This is a genomic window from Streptomyces sp. YS415, assembly GCF_023544665.1.
Taxonomy (GTDB): Bacteria; Actinomycetota; Actinomycetes; order Streptomycetales; family Streptomycetaceae; genus Streptomyces.
On sequence record NZ_JAMJFL010000025.1, the window covers coordinates 40,905 to 59,221 of the forward strand.

Consider the following 18,317-nt stretch of genomic DNA (forward strand, 5'->3'; position numbering starts at 1 on the left):
GCGTCATTGCTTGCTCCGGTCGTGGCCCCAAAAACAGTCGGCTGCGGGTACCCGCTGAGGGCACCCGCAGCCGCCCTGTCTTTTACAGGTACTGACCGGTGTTCGCCACCGTGTCGATGGAGCGACCGGTGTCCGCGCCCTGCTTTCCGGTGATCAGGGTGCGGATGTACACGATCCGCTCGCCCTTCTTGCCGGAGATGCGGGCCCAGTCGTCCGGGTTGGTGGTGTTGGGCAGGTCCTCGTTCTCCTTGAACTCGTCCACGCAGGCCTGGAGGAGGTGGGAGACGCGCAGGCCCTTCTGGTTGTGCTCCAGGAAGTCCTTGATCGCCATTTTTTTGGCGCGCCCGACGATGTTCTCGATCATGGCGCCGGAGTTGAAGTCCTTGAAATAGAGGACTTCCTTGTCTCCGTTGGCGTAGGTGACTTCCAGGAAGCGGTTTTCCTCGGATTCGGCGTACATCTGTTCCACGGCGGTCTGGATCATGCCCTGGACCGTGGCACCCCGGTCGCCTGCGTGCTCTCCGACGTCGTCGGGGTGCAGCGGGAGGCGCTCGGTGAGGTACTTCTGGAAGATGTCCTTGGCCGCTTCGGCGTCCGGACGCTCGATCTTGATCTTCACATCGAGTCGGCCGGGGCGCAGGATGGCGGGGTCGATCATGTCCTCGCGGTTGGAGGCACCGATGACGACCACGTTCTGGAGGCCTTCCACACCGTCGATCTCGGCGAGGAGCTGCGGGACGATGGTGTTCTCCACGTCCGAGCTGACACCGGAGCCGCGGGTGCGGAAGAGGGATTCCATCTCGTCGAAGAAGACGATGACGGGGGTGCCCTCGCTGGCCTTCTCACGGGCACGCTGGAAGACCAGGCGGATCTGCCGCTCGGTCTCGCCGACGTACTTGTTGAGGAGTTCGGGGCCCTTGATGTTGAGGAAGAAGCTCTTGCCGGTGGCCTGGCCGGTCACCTCGGCGACCTTCTTGGCCAGCGAGTTGGCGACCGCCTTGGCGATGAGCGTCTTGCCGCATCCGGGGGGCCCGTAGAGCAGAACGCCCTTGGGCGGGCGCAGTTCGTGCTCCTTGAACAGGTCCGGGTAGAGGTACGGGAGCTCGACCGCGTCGCGGATCATCTCGATCTGGTTGCCCAGACCGCCGATCTGCTCGTAGCCGATGTCCGGGACCTCTTCGAGGACGAGTTCCTCGACCTCGCTCTTGGGCACGACCTCGTAGACGTAGCCGGAGCGGGGTTCGAGCAGCAGGGCGTCGCCGGGACGGATGGTGACGTCCAGCAGCGGCTCCGCGAGCCGCACCACCCGCTCCTCGTCGGTGTGCCCCAGCACCAGGGCGCGCTCGCCGTCCTCCAGGATCTCCTTGAGGGTGACGATGTCCCCGACGCGCTCGTACTCCATGGCCTCGACCACGTTGAGCGCTTCGTTCAGCATGACTTCCTGGCCGCGGCGCAGGTCGTCGAGTTCGACGCTTGGGCTGACGTTCACCCGGAGTTTGCGTCCTCCGGTGAAGATGTCGGCGGTGCCGTCCTCGTTCGCCGTGAGGAAGACACCGAAGCCGGCCGGCGGCTGTGCGAGCCGGTCGACTTCCTCCTTGAGGGCCACGATCTGGTCGCGGGCCTCACGGAGTGTGTTGGCGAGTCGCTCGTTCTGGGCGGACACGCCGGCCAGGTTGGTCTGCAGCTCGACGATCCGCTCTTCGAGAATCCTCGTGTGTCGCGGAGAGTCGGCGAGCTTACGTCGCAGGACGGCGATCTCCTGCTCAAGGTAGGCGATCTGCCCGGCAGGGTCTTCGGACCCTCGTCCCGGGCGGATGCCGCGGTTCATGTCGTCGTCGTGGGCTGCCACGGTCCTCACCTCCTCCAAGGGGAGCTGGACGCTTCCAGACCCTACCTGGGTGGGTGTCGATTGAAACCCCTAGATCACAAAGACTGTCAAGGTGTGTCGTCGGCCACACCCTGAGCTGTTCTCACGCCGTGTGGATACCCACTCAACGTCTTCCGGAAGCAGCCTGTTCCGGGCCGGAGTGGTCAAACACCGTCAAGTTTGGCTGGAGTTGCGGGCTGCAGGCGGGGTACGAGGCGTCGCGGGGCCGGTCGGGGCCGCATATGCCGGGGCCGGATCCGGCAGCCCGGAGCCGTGACCCTGGGTGCCCGTCCGGGCGGTCTGGGTCACCCTCGGGCCGAAGTCGCGGGACGGTGGGGCGGAGGTAGGGTCGAAGTCGGTCAACGGCCGCCGGTGCGGGCCCGTCCCGCAGGGGGCCGGTCGGACGGCGTGGGAAACGGCAGGAGAGATGGACGTGGAGCAGGAGGCCGAAGTCGGCGAGGCGCTGGAGGTCTGGATCGATCAGGACCTCTGTACCGGCGACGGCATCTGTGCCCAGTACGCGCCCGAGGTGTTCGAACTGGACATCGACGGGCTCGCCTATGTGAAGAGCGCGGACGACGAGCTCCTCCAGGACAAGGGCGCCACGACCCGGGTGCCGCTGCCGCTGCTCACGGATGTCGTGGACTCGGCCAAGGAGTGCCCCGGTGAGTGCATCCATGTGCGCCGGGTCGCGGACCGGGTCGAGGTGTACGGGCCCGACGCGGCGTGACGCGCCGGGCGCGGAGGGTCGTCAGACGCTCTGTGCTCCGGCGGGGGTGGAGCGGACGAACGCGCCGTTGTCCCACTTCCATTTCGCGCGGTCGGTGACGTCGGGGCAGCAACTGGGCACGTCGGCCGCCGAGTAGCCGAGCAGGGTGGCGACGACGGCCCCCTCGCGTACGGCGAACTCGCTGACGGTCTGGCGGTCCTTCGGGTCGACGAGGGTCGCCACCACACGGGGCTGCTTGTCGTCGGTCCCGCGCGTGAGGACGTAGACGCCGTCCGGCGGGGTGCCCATGGGGGCGTCGCAGTGCACGACGACCACGGTCTCGGGGCGGCCGTCGCCGTCGAGGTCCCCCGATGCCTTCTTGACCACGATCGCCTTCACCGGGCCGCATTCGAGCGGGAAGTCGACGCCTTCGGGGTCGGGTGCCGCGACCGCGGCGGGTGCGGTCCTGGACTGCGGGCCCGACGCCTGGACGGCGTTGGCCGCGTCCGGTTGCAGGACCGAGGAGAGCGCGACGACGCCGGCCAGGGCGGTGGCGGTCGCGAGCCAGTGGATCGGACGGGTGTGCGTGTGTGCCAGTTCCGGGACGGCGGAGTGCTGCACTAGGAGTGTCTCCCGTGAGGGCTGTGCCGGTGGGGGGTGCCAGGCATGGTGCCACACGTCACACCGCGGGGGAATGGCGGGGGTGTTCCGTTCCGGTGACGAAGCGGGGCCACGGGTTGCGGGCCGTCGCGTTGTACGCGGCAGGGGCCGCCTCAGCGGCCGGAGCCGCCGTCGGCGTTGGGTCCCGCGTAGTCCTCGCCGTAGGCGCCCTTGGCGGGACGGCGGCGGCGCATGGGCGGCTCGACACCGTCGGCGAGGCGGCGGGCGGTGAGGAGGAAGCCGGTGTGGCCGATCATCCGGTGGTCCGGGCGGACGGCCAGGCCCTCGATGTGCCAGTTGCGGATCATCGACTCCCAGGCGGTCGGCTCGTTGAAGCAGCCGATCTCGCGGATGGACTCGACGGTCCGGGCGAGCTGGGTGGTGGTGGCCACGTAGCAGCACAGGATGCCGCCGGGGACGAGCGCCTTTTTGACGACGTCCAGGCACTCCCAGGGGGCGAGCATGTCGAGGATGACACGGTCGACGTCGGTGTCGGACAGGTTGTCCTGGAGGTCGCCGACGGTGAGCCGCCAGGCGGGGTGGGGGCCGCCGAAGTAGCGCTCCACGTTCTGCTGGGCGATCTCCGCGAAGTCCTCGCGGCGCTCGTAGGAGTGCAGCATGCCCTGGTCGCCGATGGCGCGCAGCAGGAAGCTGCTGAGCGAGCCGGAGCCGACGCCGGCCTCGACGACGCGGGCGCCGGGGAAGATGTCGGCGAAGGCGAGGATCTGCCCCGCGTCCTTCGGGTAGACGACGGCTGCCCCGCGGGGCATGGACAGGACGTAGTCGGGGAGCAGGGGGCGCAGCGCGAGGTAGGCGACGTTCCCGGTGGTGCGGACAACGCTGCCCTCGGGAGCGCCGATCAGTTCGTCGTGCGGGAAGGAACCCTTGTGGGTGTGGAAATTCTTCCCGGCCTCGAGCGTGAACGTGTAGTGGCGGCCCTTGGGGTCGGTCAGCTGAACCTGGTCCCCGACCTTGAAGGGCCCGCGCCTGCGGGCGGCACCGGTCGGTTCGGACATGTGAACAGACTACCGGGGTTTACCGGGCCCGCCGACCATCAGGAGGGCCGGGCCATCGCCTTCACGAAGGCCCGCTCCACGTCCGCCGCCGACAGCACGCCGTAGATCTCGCCCGTCTCCTCGACCACCAGATACTCGGTGGCCGGAGCCGCCCGGAGGGCCTCGAGCAGCTCCTCCCCCGCCAGCTCCGCGGAGACCCGCATGCCCTCGGTGAGGTCCTGGGCGAGGCCGCTGACGGCGACCCAGGGGCGGCGGTGTTCGGGGACGCCGACGATGGCGGTCTCGCGGACGAGGGAGAGCGGGGTGCCGTCGGCGTCGACCACGACGAGGGCGCGGGCGCCGGCGGCGTTCGCGCGGCGCAGGGCCTCCGAGAGGGGGGTGTCCCCCTCCACGGGGACCGCGCGGCGGGTCAGCGAGCGGGCGCGGAGCTCGGGCAGGTGCTCGCGCAGCCGCGCCATGCGGAGGCTGTTCCCGGCGCCGGTCCAGATGATCGCGGCGAGGATCGCGGCCAGCAGGGCGTCCATGACGGTGTCCATGCCGACGTTGTCCTCGGCGTTGGAACCGAGCGCTCCGGACTGGGTGAGCAGCGGGAGCCCGATCAGTACGGAGACGGCGAGCGCGCGGCCGACCCAGGCGGCGGCGACGGTGCCGCTCATCGGCTTGCCGGTGATCTTCCAGACGACGGCGCGGAGCATCCGGCCGCCGTCGAGGGGGAGGCCGGGCAGGAGGTTGAAGGCGGCCACGATGAGGTTGGAGATCATCAGGCCGGCCAGCAGGACACCGGGCACGGTGCCGGGCTCGACGGCCTGCATGGCGCCGTAGAAGACGCCCGCGAGGACCAGGGAGAGCAGGGGGCCGACGAAGGCCAGGACGAACTCGCGGCCGGGGGTGTCGGACTCCTTCTCGATCTCGGAGACGCCGCCGAAGAACTGGAGCTGGATGCGGCGGACCGGGAGTTTGAAGCGGAGGGCGGCGACGGTGTGCGCGAGTTCGTGCACGAGCACGGAGGCGTAGAAGGCGACCGCGAAGAAGAGGGAGACGAGGTAGCGGGCGGCGCCGAGTTCGGGCAGCACGCGGTCGAGCTGGCCGCCGAAGACCCAGGTGATCAGGGCGGCGACGAGGAACCAGCTGGGCGCGACGTACACCGGCACGCCGAAGGGGCGGCCCATCAGGAGGCCGCCGCGGGGCGCGGGGGGCTTGGGCGGCTTGGGGGGCTTGGCGGCGCCGGAGCGGGCGAGGGGGCGGTCGCCCGCGGCGGGGGGCTGCTCGCCGGGGGGCGGGGTGTCGGCGGGGGTTCGCGGGTGCGGGTCCTCGTCCTTGTGCGGTGTCGCCGCCTCGGGGGCCGGGGACGGGTCCGAGGGCTCCTGGGATGCCGGGTTCGCGGACGGGGCCGTCGGTGTTGCGTGGTGGCTGGCCGGCTCCTCGGTGCCGGACCGCGGCTGCCCGCTCCCGCCGCTCTCGTCCACGGTGTCCCCTCGTTCGAAGCGTCTTCCGCGCCTGCCGGGCGGAAGGGTCTCGGGTCGATGGTATGCGTCCGTCGCGATGCCATAGGCCCCGGCACCCCCTGTGTTCGCCCGGCGCCGCTTGGGTGACTGTCAGTGCCGGGCCGTAAGGTCTGTGGGCATGGAGACGAGCACGGAGGACGGGGAGCCGTCGGTGGCGGCCGAGGCCCCGGCGGCGGCGCAGGCACAGGGCGTGGCGGACGGTGGGCGGGCCGTGCCGCTCGCCATAGTGCCCGCCTCGCTGTCGCCCTCGCGTGCGGGTGACTTCATGCAGTGCCCGTTGCTGTACCGGTTCCGGGTGATCGACCGGCTGCCCGAGAAGCCCAGCGAGGCGGCGACCCGGGGCACCTTGGTGCACGCGGTGCTGGAGCGGCTCTTCGACGCCCCGGCCGCCGAGCGGACCGCGCCCCGCGCCAAGTCGCTGATCCCGGGGCAGTGGGACCGGCTGCGCGAGTCCCGGCCGGAGGTCCAGGAGCTGTTCGCCGAGGATCCCGAGGGTGAGCGGCTCGCGCGGTGGCTCGGCCAGGCCGAGCAGCTGGTCGAGCGGTGGTTCACGCTGGAGGATCCGACCCGTCTGGAACCGGCCGAGCGTGAGCTGTTCGTCGAGGCCGAGCTGGAGTCCGGGCTGCGGCTGCGCGGGATCATCGACCGGGTGGACGTGGCGCCGACCGGTGAGGTGCGGATCGTCGACTACAAGACGGGCAAGGCGCCCCGGCCCGAGTACGCCGAGGGCGCGCTGTTCCAGATGAAGTTCTACGCCCTGGTGGTGTGGCGGCTGAAGAACGTCGTGCCGCGCCGGCTGCAGCTGGTGTACCTCGGCAGCGGTGACGTCCTGACGTACGACCCGGTCCTCGCCGACCTGGAGCGGGTGGAGCGCAAGCTGCTGGCCCTGTGGGAGGCGATCCGCACCGCGACCGAGACGGGCGACTGGCGGCCGCGGCCGACCAAGCTGTGCGGCTGGTGCGACCACCAGGAGCACTGCCCGGAATTCGGCGGCACTCCCCCGCCCTATCCCCTGCCGGTCAAGGGAGCGGACCCGGGCCCGGCCGAGGCCCCGGAGGCGGTCCCCCCGGAGACACAGCAGAGGGGTGACGGGGGCACGGAGGCCGTCCCACGGCAGGCGGAGCCCGGGGCCGGTCAGGGAGCTGACGGGGAGCCGGAGGCTGTGCCTCGGCAGGCGGAGTCTGCTGCAGGGCAGGGCGGCTGACGGGGGGCGGCCCGCGGCGCAGGCGCCGTGGAGAACAGCGTCCCCGGGCGGGCACGACCGCACTTGTCAGGGAGCTGACGGGGGTCCGGGGGCCGTCCCACGGCGGGCACAGCGGGCTGCCGGTCATGGGGCCGACGGGGGGCCGGAGGCCGTGGCGCAGCAGGCGCGGTTCGTTGCTGGGCGAGTGATCTGACGGGGATTCGGCCGGGGCGGACCGCGGCGCCGCCGTCGTGGAGAACAGCCTCCCCCGGGCGGCGCGGCCTCTGGCGGACAGGGCGGCCGAGTCGGTCGTGGGTGCGCAGGGCAGAATGGGGCCGGACTAGCGAAGGAGACTTACGTGGCCATCCGCGTCCTACTGGTCGACGACCAGCCGCTGCTGCGTACCGGCTTCCGGATGATCCTGGAAGCGGAGCAGGATCTCGCGGTCGTGGGCGAGGCCGGAGACGGCCTCCAGGCACTCGACCAGGTGCGGGCCCTGCAGCCCGATGTGGTTCTGATGGACATCCGCATGCCGCGGATGGACGGGGTGGAGGCGACCCGGCAGATCACCGGTCCCGGGCGGGACGGCCCGGCGAAGGTGCTGGTGCTGACCACCTTCGACCTCGACGAGTACGTGGTGGAGGCGCTGAAGGCGGGCGCCAGCGGCTTCCTGCTGAAGGACGCCCCCGCCAATGAGCTGGTGCAGGCCATCCGGGTGGTGGCCGCGGGCGAGGCGATGCTGGCACCGAGCATCACGCGCCGGCTGCTCGACAAGTACGCCACGCATCTGCCGTCCGGTGAGGAGCCCGTCCCGGACACCCTGCACACCCTCACCGACCGCGAGGTGGAGGTGCTGAAGCTGGTGGCGCGCGGGCTGTCCAACGCCGAGATCGCCGCCGACCTGTTCGTCAGCGAGACCACGGTCAAGACGCATGTCGGGCACGTGCTCACCAAGCTGGGCCTGCGCGACCGGGTGCAGGCCGCCGTGTACGCGTACGAGAGCGGGCTGGTGCGCCCCGGCGCGCAGTAGGCGCAGCAGGAACGACGCGAGGGCGCCCGCTTCCCCGGAAGGAAGCGGGCGCCCTCGCGCATGTGCGGGCTCAGCTCTTGCTGAGCTCCCAGAAGCGGAACACCGTGGAGGCGTCCAGGCAGTACTCCAGGCCGTACACGCCGTCGTGGACGACCGCGTACTGCTTGGCCTGCCAGACGGGCAGGATGGGGAGCTCCTCGGCCACGATGTCCTGGAGCCGGCCGTAGTCGTCCTCCGTCGCGGTGCGGTCGCTCTGGGCGCCGGTGCGCGGGATCAGCGTGCCGGTGATGGTGTCGTTGCTGTAGTTGTTGTCCAGCACGTTGCCCTTGCCGAAGAAGGGCGAGGTGAAGTTGTCGGCGTCGGGGTAGTCCGGCACCCAGCCCTTCACGTACACGCCGTACTTGCCGGCGGCGATGTCCTTCTCGTACTGGTCGTACTCGACGGACTTCACATCGGCGTCGAACAGGCCGCTGGCGTTGAGCTGGCCGGCGATCGCCTTCAGCTCCTCGTCGGTGGCCGGGCCGTAGCGCGACGGGGTCGACCAGAGCGTCAGCTTCACCTTGCCGGTGATGCCGTCGGCCTGCAGCGCCGCCGCGGCCCTGGCCTTGGAGGGGCGGGCGCCGTAGGTGTCGAAGAAGGCGGTGTTGTGGCCGCCGATGCCCGCGGGGATGATCGAGTACAGCGGGGTCGCGGTGCCCTGGTAGACGTCCTCGACGAGGGCCTCGCGGTCGAGCAGGTAGGCCATGGCCTTGCGGACGCCGAGCTGTCCGGCGACCGGGTCGTCCATGTTGAAGACCAGGTGCTGGACCTCGGCGCCGGTGCCGTCGACGATCTCGACGCCGGAGCTGGAGCTGTCGTCGGCCTTCTCGATCTCGGCGATGTCGGCGGCGCTGAGACCTCGGTAGGCGATGTCGATCCGCTTGTCGCGCAGCGCGGTCCGCAGGGCGGTCCGGTCGCCGTGGAAGAACTTCATGGTGACGCCGGAGTTCTTGGTCTCGGCGTTGCCCGTGTAGTGCTCGTTGACGGAGAAGACGGCCTCGTCGTCGCTGAAGGAGTCCAGCTTGTAGGGGCCGGAGCCGACGGCCTCGCCGTCCTCGCGCAGTCCGCCGGCGTCGTACTGGCGGTGGTCGACGATGGAGCCGGCGCCCGAGGCGATCTTGCTCGGGAAGGTGGCGTCCGGGGTGTTCAGCCGGAAGACGACCGTCTTCTCGTCCGGCGTCTCGACCTTGTCCAGCATCGGGAACATGATCGCCGGACCGGCGTCGTCGTTGATCTTCAGCATGCGGTCGAAGGAGAACTTGACGTCCTCCGAGGTGAGCGAGTCACCGTTGCTGAACTTCAGCCCGTCCCTCAGCGTGCACTTGTAGACCTTGGTCCGGGTGTCCGTGAAGGCGCAGGACTCGGCGGCGTCGGGCTCGGGGTCGGTGCCGCCCTTGGGGAAGCTGAGCAGGGACTGGAAGACGTTGTTGAACAGCAGCCAGGAGCCCGGGTCGTAGCCGGACGCCGGGTCGGTGGCCAGGACGTCGTCGGACATCCCTATCACCACGGAGGAGCTGTCGCTCGCGGAGCCGCCGGTCTCCGTGCCGCAGCCGGTCAGCAGGCCGGAGGCCAGCCCCGCCATCACAGGCAGGACCGGCCACTGGTTGCGCATGTTCACTTGCAGGTGCCTTGTCGTCGTGTCGGATTCGCGGGCCGCCGTCCCGGCGCCCCGGCACGGGAGACGTCAGCCGCTCACGCCGCGGCCGAGCTCCCACAGCTGAAGAGTGGAGGAGGAGTTGAGCGCGTAGGCGGTGCCGGTGACGTCGTCGCGCGCGGCGACGTACTGCTTGCCCTGCCACAGCGGGAGCACGGGGACATCCTCGGCGACGATGTCCTGAATGCTCGTCAGGCTGTCGACCGCGGACTGGCGGTCGGCCTCCCGACGGGACTCCGGGATGAGGGAGTTGCGGATCTCGCTGTTCGCGTACGGCGAGCCGAGGAAGTTGTCCTTGTCGAGGAACGGCGCGATGTAGTTGTCGGCGTCGGGGAAGTCGGGGAACCAGCCCATGCCGTAGACCTCGTACTCGCCCTTCTGCTCGGCGGGGCGGAAGGTCTCCCAGGGGGTGCCCTTGATCTTCACGTCGAACAGGCCGCTGGAGTTCAGCTGCTCCTTCAGCAGCTCGAACTCCTTCTTGGTGGCCGAGCCGTAGTGGTCGGTGGTGTAGTGCAGGGTCATCGAGACCGGGGTGCTGACGTTCGCCTTGGCCAGCAGCGCCTTGGCCTTGGCGGTGCTGGGCTCGCCGTACCTGTTGAAGAACGCGTTGGAGTGGCCGGTCAGGCTGGCCGGGACCAGCGAGTACAGCGGCTCGGCCTGGGTGCCGTAGACCTTGCTGACCAGTTCGCCGCGGTTGATGACCTGGGCCATCGCCTGGCGGACCGCCTTGGTCTCGACGGCGGGGGCGTCGGTGTTGAAGGCGAGGTAGCGGATCTCCAGACCGGACATCTCGACCAGGTCGACTTCGCTGTCGGAGGCCGTGGACAGCCGCTGGATCTGCTCCGGCGCCATCGTGCGGGACATCAGGTGGATGTCGCCCTGCTCGATGGCGCTGCTCATGGCGTCGGCGTCGGCGAAGGAGCGCAGCTCGACCTCGTCGTTGTTCACCGTCAGGGCGCCCTTGTAGGAGGGGTTCCTGGTGAAGACGGCCTTGACCAGCTTGCCGTCCTCCTCCTCGGCGTCGAAGGTGTACGGCCCCGAGCCGTCGACCTGGAAGCCGTCGCGGAGCTTGCCGGCCTCGTAGTCGTCCTGGTCCACGATGCCCGCGACGGGCGTGGACAGCTTGTACGGGAAGGTGGCGTCGGCGGTGTTGAGGTGGAAGATGACCTCGCGCTCGCCCTTGGTCTCGACCGTGTCGACGGTCGACAGCAGGGCGGAGACCCCGCTGTCCGCCTTGAGCTTGAGGGCGCGCTCGATGGAGTACTTCACATCGGCCGCGGTGACGGTGTCGCCGCCTGCGAACTTCAGCCCCTCGCGCAGGGTGCAGGCGTAGCGCTCGTTGCCGGCGTCGGTGAAGCCGCAGCGCTCGGCCGCCTCGGGGACCGGCTCGCCCTCGCCACGCGGCTGGATCATCAGGGTCTGCACGGTCTGGCGCAGGATGTTCCAGGTGCCGACGTCGTAGGCGTACGCCGGATCCAGCGGCGCGGGTGCCTCGCTCGTGGCCGTGAACTCGTCCGTGGTACCGACGACGATCGCGTCCCCACCGCCGCTGCCGCTGTCCGATCCGCCGCAGGCGGCAAGGACCGGGGCCAGCAGACCGATGACGGCCGGCAGCACCAAAGTCTTGCGGTTCATGCTCGAGTTTCTCCAGAGCTGTTACGTCCGTGTACCCGGCATGCAGGGGTGTCGCGGCGGATCACGGCGATAAGGGCGATGTTCTCGCGATGAGATTAGTCGGCGTCCCGAGGACGCCTCGCGCCCACCGGAGTTGAGCCCCCATCACGCAGCGAAACCGGGTGTGGACGCACCGAAAAGCCGACAGCGGAAGGATTAGTGCAGCGTCATCCCAATCGGGACACAAGGGCACGCCGATGACGCCCGAAAGGGGGTGAACAGCACACGGGGTGCGGCCTGTCGAGGCCGACCGGGGTGGTGAACGTCACACCCCCGGGCGGCCCGTGCGCCCGGCGGAATTCGGCCATCCGGCGGGCCCGAATTCCTTGATCCGCGCGGCAGTTCAGGGGTCCCGACGCCGCGCTGGAATTTCCTTGTATCGCGGCTGCACGCTCGGTGAACGGCTAGCGCATTTGTGTCATCAGGCCGCGCAGAAAAGCCAGGTCCACCTCTTCCAGCGAGCCGACCACCGTCCGGCGTGGGGCCGGGGAGATGGTGGCCACCGAGGGCACCACGACGACCTGGCAGCCGGCCGCCTCTGCCGCCGCGACACCGGTCGCGGTGTCCTCGACGACCGCGCATCTGGCCGGATCCACGCCGAGGCCGGCCGCGGCGGCCAGATAGGGGTCGGGGTGCGGCTTGGTGCGCGGCACCTCGTCACCGGCCACCGTCAGGGCGAAGTACTGGGGGCCGAGGGAGGTCAGGACGCGGTCGATGATGCGCCGGTGCGAGGCGGAGACCAGGGCGGTGGGGATCTCGTGCGCGGCCAGCTCGGCCAGCAGCCGGGTGGCGCCCGGCATCAGCGGCAGGGAGCGTCCGATGCGCTCCTCGAAGCCCTGGTTGAGGAGCACCGTGAGTTCCGCGAGGGTGATGTCGGCACCGGTGGCCTCGATCAGGAACCCCGCGCTGCGGCTCATGGGACCGCCGACGACGACATGGCGCCAGGAGTCGTCGAGGGTGTGGCCGAGACCGGCGAAGACCTCGGCCTCGACGTCCCACCAGAATCCCTCGGTGTCCACGAGGGTGCCGTCCATGTCGAGGAGTACGGCCTGGAGGGCCGAGCCCTCCGCCGTACGGGTTACTGGCGCGGGGATCGTGCTGGTCATCCGGGCGCACCTCCTTGAGGGACGATCAGGCCGGTTCCCGCGCGGGGAACCGGCCTGCAATGGACCGACCAGTGTACGTCGTGCGTCGCTGGGATGCCCTGTTTAACCGAGGTGGCCCGGGGCGCACCGGAGCCGCGGTCGAGGGCGCCTCGGCGCCGGGGGGGGCCGGCGTGGGTCAGCGGGCGTTGAAGTACTTCGCCTCCGGGTGGTGGATGACGATGGCGTCCGTGGACTGCTCGGGGTGCAGCTGGAACTCCTCGGAGAGGTGCACGCCGATCCGCTCGGGCTGGAGCAGTTCGGCGATCTTCGCGCGGTCCTCCAGGTCGGGGCAGGCGCCGTAGCCCAGCGAGAAGCGGGCGCCCCGGTACTTCAGGGCGAACATGTCCTCGACGTCGCTGGGGTCCTCGCCGGAGAAGCCCAGCTCGGAACGGACGCGCGCGTGCCAGTACTCGGCCAGGGCCTCGGCCAACTGCACGGACAGGCCGTGCAGTTCGAGGTAGTCGCGGTAGGAGTTGGACTCGAAGAGCTTGGCCGTCTCCTCGCCGATGCGGGAGCCGACGGTGACGACCTGGAGGCCGACGACATCGGTCTCGCCCGACTCCTCGGGGCGGAAGAAGTCGGCCAGGCACAGCCGCCGGCCGCGGCGCTGGCGGGGGAAGGTGAAGCGGGTCCGCTCGTTGCCCTGGTCGTCCAGGATGATCAGGTCGTCGTCCTTGGACACGCAGGGGAAGTAGCCGTAGACGACGGCCGCTTCCAGGAGGTTCTCGGTCTGCAGCCGGTCCAGCAGACCGCGCAGCCTCGGGCGGCCCTCGGTCTCGACGAGCTCCTCGTAGGTCGGGCCGTCGCCGGTGCGGGCCTGCTTGAGGCCCCACTGCCCCTTGAACAGGGCGCCCTCGTCCAGCCAGGAGGCGTACTCCTTGAGCTGGATGCCCTTGATGACGCGGGTGTCCCAGAAGGGCGGCGTGGGCACGGGGTTGTCGGTGGCGACGTCGGAGCGGACGTGCCCCTCCTCCGGGCGTTCCTCGACGACCGTCTGGGCGGTGGCCCTGACCCGGCGCTGCTTGAGCTCGGGCAGCTTCGCGCCGGGCACACCGCGCTTGACGCCGATGAGGGCGTCCATCAGGCGCAGTCCCTCGAACGCGTCGCGGGCGTAGCGGACTTCGCCCTCGTAGATCTCGTGCAGGTCCTGCTCGACGTAGGCCCGGGTGAGGGCGGCGCCGCCGAGGATGACGGGGTAGTCCGCCGCCATGCCGCGCTGGTTGAGCTCCTCCAGGTTCTCCTTCATGATCACCGTGGACTTGACCAGGAGCCCGGACATGCCGATGACGTCGGCCTTGTGCTCCTCGGCGGCGTCCAGGATCGCGGAGACCGGCTGCTTGATGCCGAGGTTGACGACGTTGTAGCCGTTGTTGGACAGGATGATGTCGACGAGGTTCTTGCCGATGTCGTGCACGTCGCCGCGGACGGTGGCCAGCACGATCGTGCCCTTGCCGGCCTCGTCGCCCTCGACCTTCTCCATGTGCGGTTCGAGGTGGGCGACGGCGGCCTTCATGACCTCCGCGGACTGGAGCACGAAGGGCAGCTGCATCTGGCCGGAGCCGAAGAGCTCGCCGACCACCTTCATGCCGTCCAGCAGGATCTCGTTGACGATGTCGAGGGCCTTGCGGGTCTCCAGGGCCTCGTCGAGGTCGGCCTCCAGGCCGTTGCGCTCGCCGTCGATGATGCGGCGCTTGAGGCGCTCCTCCAGCGGCAGCGCGGCCAGCTCCTCGGCCCGGCCGGCCTTGAGGGACTTGGTGGTGGCCCCCTCGAACAGGGCCATCAGCTTCTGCAGCGGGTCGTAGCCCTCGGCGCGACGGTCGTGGATCAGGTCCAGGGCCGTCTGCACCTCCTCCTCGGTGAACCGGGCGATCGGCAGGATCTTGGAGGCGTGCACGATCGCCGAGTCCAGGCCCGCCTTGACGCACTCGTCGAGGAAGACGGAGTTCAGCAGGACGCGGGCGGCCGGGTTCAGGCCGAAGGAGATGTTCGACAGGCCCAGCGTGGTCTGCACGTCGGGGTGGCGGCGCTTGAGCTCGCGGATCGCCTCGATGGTGGCGACGCCGTCCTTGCGGGACTCCTCCTGGCCGGTGCAGATGGTGAAGGTCAGGGTGTCGATGAGGATGTCCGACTCGTGGATGCCCCAGTTGCCGGTCAGGTCGGCGATCAGCCGCTCGGCGATCTCGACCTTCTTCTCCGGGGTGCGGGCCTGGCCCTCCTCGTCGATGGTGAGCGCGATCAGCGCGGCGCCGTGCTCGCGGGCGAGCTGGGTGACCTGCGCGAACCGGGACTCGGGGCCGTCGCCGTCCTCGTAGTTGACGGAGTTGATGACGGCGCGCCCGCCGAGCTTCTCCAGGCCGGCCCGGATGACGGCGACCTCGGTGGAGTCCAGCACGATCGGCAGCGTGGAGGCGGTGGCGAAGCGGCCGGCCAGCTCCGCCATGTCGGCGACGCCGTCCCGGCCGACGTAGTCCACGCACAGGTCGAGCATGTGCGCGCCCTCGCGGATCTGCTCGCGGGCGATCTCCACGCAGTCGTCCCAGCGGGCGTCCAGCATGGCCTCGCGGAACTTCTTGGAGCCGTTGGCGTTCGTTCGCTCGCCGATCGCCAGGTAGGAGGTGTCCTGCCGGAACGGGACGGTCTGGTAGAGGGAGGCGGCGCCCGGCTCGGGGCGCGGGTTGCGCTCGCCGGGAGTGAGGGTGCGGGCGCGCTCGACGACCTGGCGCAGGTGCTCGGGGGTGGTGCCGCAGCAGCCGCCGATGAGGCTGAGGCCGTAGTCGCGGACGAAGTTCTCCTGGGCGTCCGCCAGGCCCTCGGGGCCGAGCGGGAAGTGGGCGCCGTCCTTGGTGAGGATCGGCAGGCCCGCGTTCGGCATGCACAGCAGGGGGATGCGGGAGTGCCGGGTGAGGTAGCGCAGGTGCTCGCTCATCTCGGCGGGGCCGGTCGAGCAGTTCAGGCCGATCATGTCGATGCCGAGCGGCTCCAGCGCGGTGAGCGCGGCGCCGATCTCGGAGCCGAGCAGCATGGTGCCGGTGGTCTCGAAGGCCATGGAGGCCAGCAGGGGCACCTCGACGCCGGTCGCCTCCATGGCGCGGCGGGCGCCCAGCACGGAGGCCTTGGTCTGCAGGAGGTCCTGGGTGGTCTCCACGATCAGGGCGTCGGCGCCGCCGGCCAGCAGGCCCTCGGCGTTCGCCTGGTAGCCGTCGCGGATCGTGGCGTAGCCGACGTGGCCGAGGGTGGGCAGCTTGGTGCCGGGGCCGATCGAGCCGAGCACCCAGCGGGTACGGCCGTCGCGGGCGGCGTACTCGTCGGCCACCTCGCGGGCGATGCGGGCGCCGGACTCGGACAGCTCGTGCACGCGGTCGGCGATTTCGTACTCCGCCGCCGCCGTGTGGTTGGCCCCGAAGGTGTTGGTCTCGACGCAGTCGACGCCCACCGCGAAGTACGCGTCGTGGACGGAGCGGACGATGTCGGGCCGGGTGACGTTCAGGATCTCGTTGCAGCCCTCGAGGTTCTCGAAGTCCTCGAGCGTGGGGTCCTGGGCCTGGAGCATGGTGCCCATGGCTCCGTCGGCCACCACCACGCGGGTGGCGAGCGCCTCGCGGAGGGCGGACACGCGGGTCCGGCTGTCGGCGGAAGGGGTCTGCGGCAACGAGGCCATGAAAGGGCTCCCTGAGGTGCGACGGCTGTCGGCTTTGCGCCCTTGCGGTCTGCTCCGCGGTGGGCGCACGCCGTCAGGGTAGCCGGGACCGGGACCTGATGGTCAGGGCGTCCACGGGACGGACGATGATGTCGGCGGGCCGCCCGCGGGATGCGGGTGGCACAACGGATCGCTGCGAACCATTGGCGGTTGGTCGGCATGGACCGGTAGTGTTCGACATTGCCGAACAACGGCATCGTCGAGGTCGGCGGTCGAGGGGACGGAGGCAGGACGGCGATGGCACGGAACATCCAGTCGCTCGAACGGGCGGCGGCGATGCTGCGGCTGCTCGCGGGCGGCGAGCGCCGGCTCGGCCTGTCCGACATCGCCTCCTCGCTGGGGCTCGCCAAGGGCACCGCGCACGGCATCCTGCGCACCCTCCAGCACGAGGGGTTCGTCGAGCAGGACGAGGCCTCCGGGCGCTACCAGCTGGGCGCGGAGCTGCTGCGCCTGGGCACGACCTATCTGGACGTGCACGAGCTGCGGGCGCGCGCCCTGGTGTGGACCGACGACCTGGCCCGCTCCAGCGGCGAGAGCGTCTACCTGGGGGTCCTGCACCAGCAGGGCGTGCTGATCGTGCACCACGTCTTCCGGCCCGACGACAGCCGCCAGGTGCTGGAGATCGGGGCCATGCAGCCCCTGCACTCCACGGCGCTGGGCAAGGTGCTGTCGGCGTACGACCCGGTCGCGCACAGCGAGGCGCTGGAGGCCGACCGCAAGGCGTTCACGGACCGGACCGTGTGCGACCTGGAGAGCTTCGAGCGCCTCCTGGACACCACACGCGCGCGTGGCTACGCGGCCGACGTGGAGGAGACCTGGGAGGGCGTCGCCTCACTGGCCGCCCCCATCCACGACCGACGGCGGATGCCGGTCGGCGCGGTCGGCATCACCGGCGCCGTGGAGCGCCTGTGCCAGGACGGCGAGGTACGCCCCGACGTGATCGCCGCGGTACGGGACTGCGCCCGCGCGGTGTCGCGGGATCTGGGCGCCGGGCGCTTCTGACATCACCGCGGGACCACCGGGACGCCGTCGGCGTTCCGGCCTTCGGCCTACCCTGGGTCGGACAAATGGGGATGTTCGCGTCAACATCGCCCACCGCACATCGATAGCCCAGAGCGATCAATAACGATCGTGCTTTCGATAACAGAACCCTTGACTCGTGTGCGAGGCCGGAGCAAGACTCCCGTCCATCGGTCGGCATTGTCGAACACCTACCGGCAATACGCGCTAGAGTGTGGCAACGCCAAGGGCCGGTACAGCTCTCATCCCCGAGGGCGCGAACCACCGGTGGGACCCGGGGTTCGGCTTCCCCTGGACGAAGGACAAAGGAGTCGCGGGTGTCCAGCTCCGACATCTTCATCGGCGAGACCATCGGTACCGCCATACTCATCCTGCTCGGCGGCGGCGTGTGTGCCGCCGTCACGCTGAAGGCCTCCAAGGCCCGTAACGCCGGCTGGCTCGCCATCACCTTCGGGTGGGGCTTCGCGGTCCTCACGGCGGTCTACATCTCGGCGCCCCTGTCCGGCGCCCACCTGAACCCGGCCGTGACCCTCGGGCTCGCGATCAAGGACAACGGCATCGAGTGGAGCGACGTCCCCACCTACTTCGGCGGACAGCTGCTCGGCGCCATGATCGGCGCGGCCCTGGTGTGGGTCGCCTACTACGGCCAGTTCCTCGCCCACCTGACCGACAAGGAGATCGTCGGCGGTCCCGGCGCCGAGACGACCACCGCCAAGGCGGTCGAGGCCCGGGAGAAGGGCGCGGGCCCGGTCCTCGGCGTCTTCTCCACCGGTCCGGAGATCCGGGTCGCCTGGCAGAACGTGGCCACGGAGATCATCGGCACCGTCGTGCTGGTGCTCGCGGTCCTCACGCAGGGCCTGAACGCGGCCGGCGACGGCCTCGGCATCCTGGGCGGTCTGATCACCGCGTTCGTGGTGGTCTCGATCGGTCTGTCGCTGGGCGGTCCGACCGGCTACGCGATCAACCCGGCCCGTGACCTCGGTCCGCGTATCGTGCACGCCCTCCTGCCGCTGCCCAACAAGGGGGGCTCCGACTGGGGCTACGCCTGGGTCCCGGTGGTCGGCCCGCTGATCGGCGCGGCCGTCGCCGCAGGCATCTACAACGTCGCTTTCGTCTAA

At 70.3% G+C, this 18,317-nt stretch carries 13 protein-coding genes; 5 read left to right on the plus strand and 8 right to left on the minus strand.

The genetic code is table 11. The features are described from left to right. Positions 1-82 precede the first annotated feature (82 nt). Positions 83-1,849, minus strand: coding sequence for a proteasome ATPase (gene arc / locus M8H82_RS26920; RefSeq protein ID WP_250077632.1), 1,767 nt, complete (start codon positions 1,847-1,849; stop codon positions 83-85). Positions 1,850-2,294: 445 nt separating this feature from the next. Here arc and M8H82_RS26925 point away from each other — a divergent pair, with 445 nt between their 5' ends. Then, the gene (locus M8H82_RS26925; RefSeq protein ID WP_250077633.1) at positions 2,295-2,597 is read left to right on the plus strand and encodes a ferredoxin; all 303 of its coding nucleotides are present in this window, start codon (positions 2,295-2,297) and stop codon (positions 2,595-2,597) included. A 21-nt stretch (positions 2,598-2,618) separates the two neighbouring features. On the opposite strand, the gene M8H82_RS26930 is transcribed toward M8H82_RS26925, so the two are convergent. The 3 genes from M8H82_RS26930 to M8H82_RS26940 all read right to left on the minus strand — a co-directional run bounded on the left by M8H82_RS26930 (position 2,619) and on the right by M8H82_RS26940 (position 5,718). Continuing rightward, a complete protein-coding gene (locus M8H82_RS26930) occupies positions 2,619-3,197 on the minus strand; it encodes a hypothetical protein (RefSeq protein ID WP_250077634.1) in 579 nt (192 codons plus the stop codon). 152 nt (positions 3,198-3,349) lie between these two features. Then, positions 3,350-4,252, minus strand: coding sequence for a tRNA (adenine-N1)-methyltransferase (locus M8H82_RS26935; protein ID WP_250077635.1), 903 nt, complete (start codon positions 4,250-4,252; stop codon positions 3,350-3,352). A gap of 38 nt (positions 4,253-4,290) precedes the next feature. Further along, positions 4,291-5,718: a site-2 protease family protein gene (locus tag M8H82_RS26940; protein ID WP_250077636.1), complete on the minus strand. Its 1,428-nt coding sequence runs from the start codon at positions 5,716-5,718 to the stop codon at positions 4,291-4,293. A 157-nt stretch (positions 5,719-5,875) separates the two neighbouring features. On the opposite strand from M8H82_RS26940, the gene M8H82_RS26945 reads away from it, so the two are divergent. After that, complete coding sequence (locus M8H82_RS26945) at positions 5,876-6,961, plus strand: PD-(D/E)XK nuclease family protein (RefSeq protein ID WP_250077637.1); 1,086 nt, start codon at positions 5,876-5,878, stop codon at positions 6,959-6,961. Between the two features lie 337 nt (positions 6,962-7,298). Further along, positions 7,299-7,970, plus strand: coding sequence for a response regulator transcription factor (locus M8H82_RS26950; protein ID WP_250077638.1), 672 nt, complete (start codon positions 7,299-7,301; stop codon positions 7,968-7,970). Positions 7,971-8,040: 70 nt separating this feature from the next. Here M8H82_RS26950 and M8H82_RS26955 read toward each other — a convergent pair whose 3' ends face one another. The 4 genes from M8H82_RS26955 to metH form a co-directional block, all read right to left on the minus strand. Continuing rightward, positions 8,041-9,627 carry an ABC transporter substrate-binding protein gene (locus M8H82_RS26955; RefSeq protein WP_250077639.1) on the minus strand — a complete coding sequence of 529 codons (1,587 nt, stop codon included), beginning with the start codon at positions 9,625-9,627 and terminating at the stop codon, positions 8,041-8,043. 66 nt (positions 9,628-9,693) lie between these two features. Beyond that, entirely contained in the window at positions 9,694-11,298 is a 1,605-nt protein-coding gene (locus M8H82_RS26960; protein WP_250077640.1) for an ABC transporter substrate-binding protein, read from the minus strand. A 443-nt stretch (positions 11,299-11,741) separates the two neighbouring features. Continuing rightward, entirely contained in the window at positions 11,742-12,443 is a 702-nt protein-coding gene (locus tag M8H82_RS26965; RefSeq protein ID WP_250077641.1) for an HAD family phosphatase, read from the minus strand. Positions 12,444-12,618: 175 nt separating this feature from the next. Continuing rightward, on the minus strand, positions 12,619-16,140 hold the full coding sequence (metH, locus tag M8H82_RS26970) for a methionine synthase (RefSeq protein WP_250077642.1): 3,522 nt from the start codon (positions 16,138-16,140) through the stop codon (positions 12,619-12,621). Between the two features lie 276 nt (positions 16,141-16,416). Here metH and M8H82_RS26975 point away from each other — a divergent pair, with 276 nt between their 5' ends. Next, positions 16,417-17,181, plus strand: coding sequence for an IclR family transcriptional regulator (locus M8H82_RS26975; protein ID WP_250077643.1), 765 nt, complete (start codon positions 16,417-16,419; stop codon positions 17,179-17,181). Positions 17,182-17,516: 335 nt separating this feature from the next. Next, positions 17,517-18,317, plus strand: a complete 801-nt coding sequence (locus tag M8H82_RS26980) for an MIP/aquaporin family protein (RefSeq protein ID WP_250077644.1) — start codon at positions 17,517-17,519, stop codon at positions 18,315-18,317.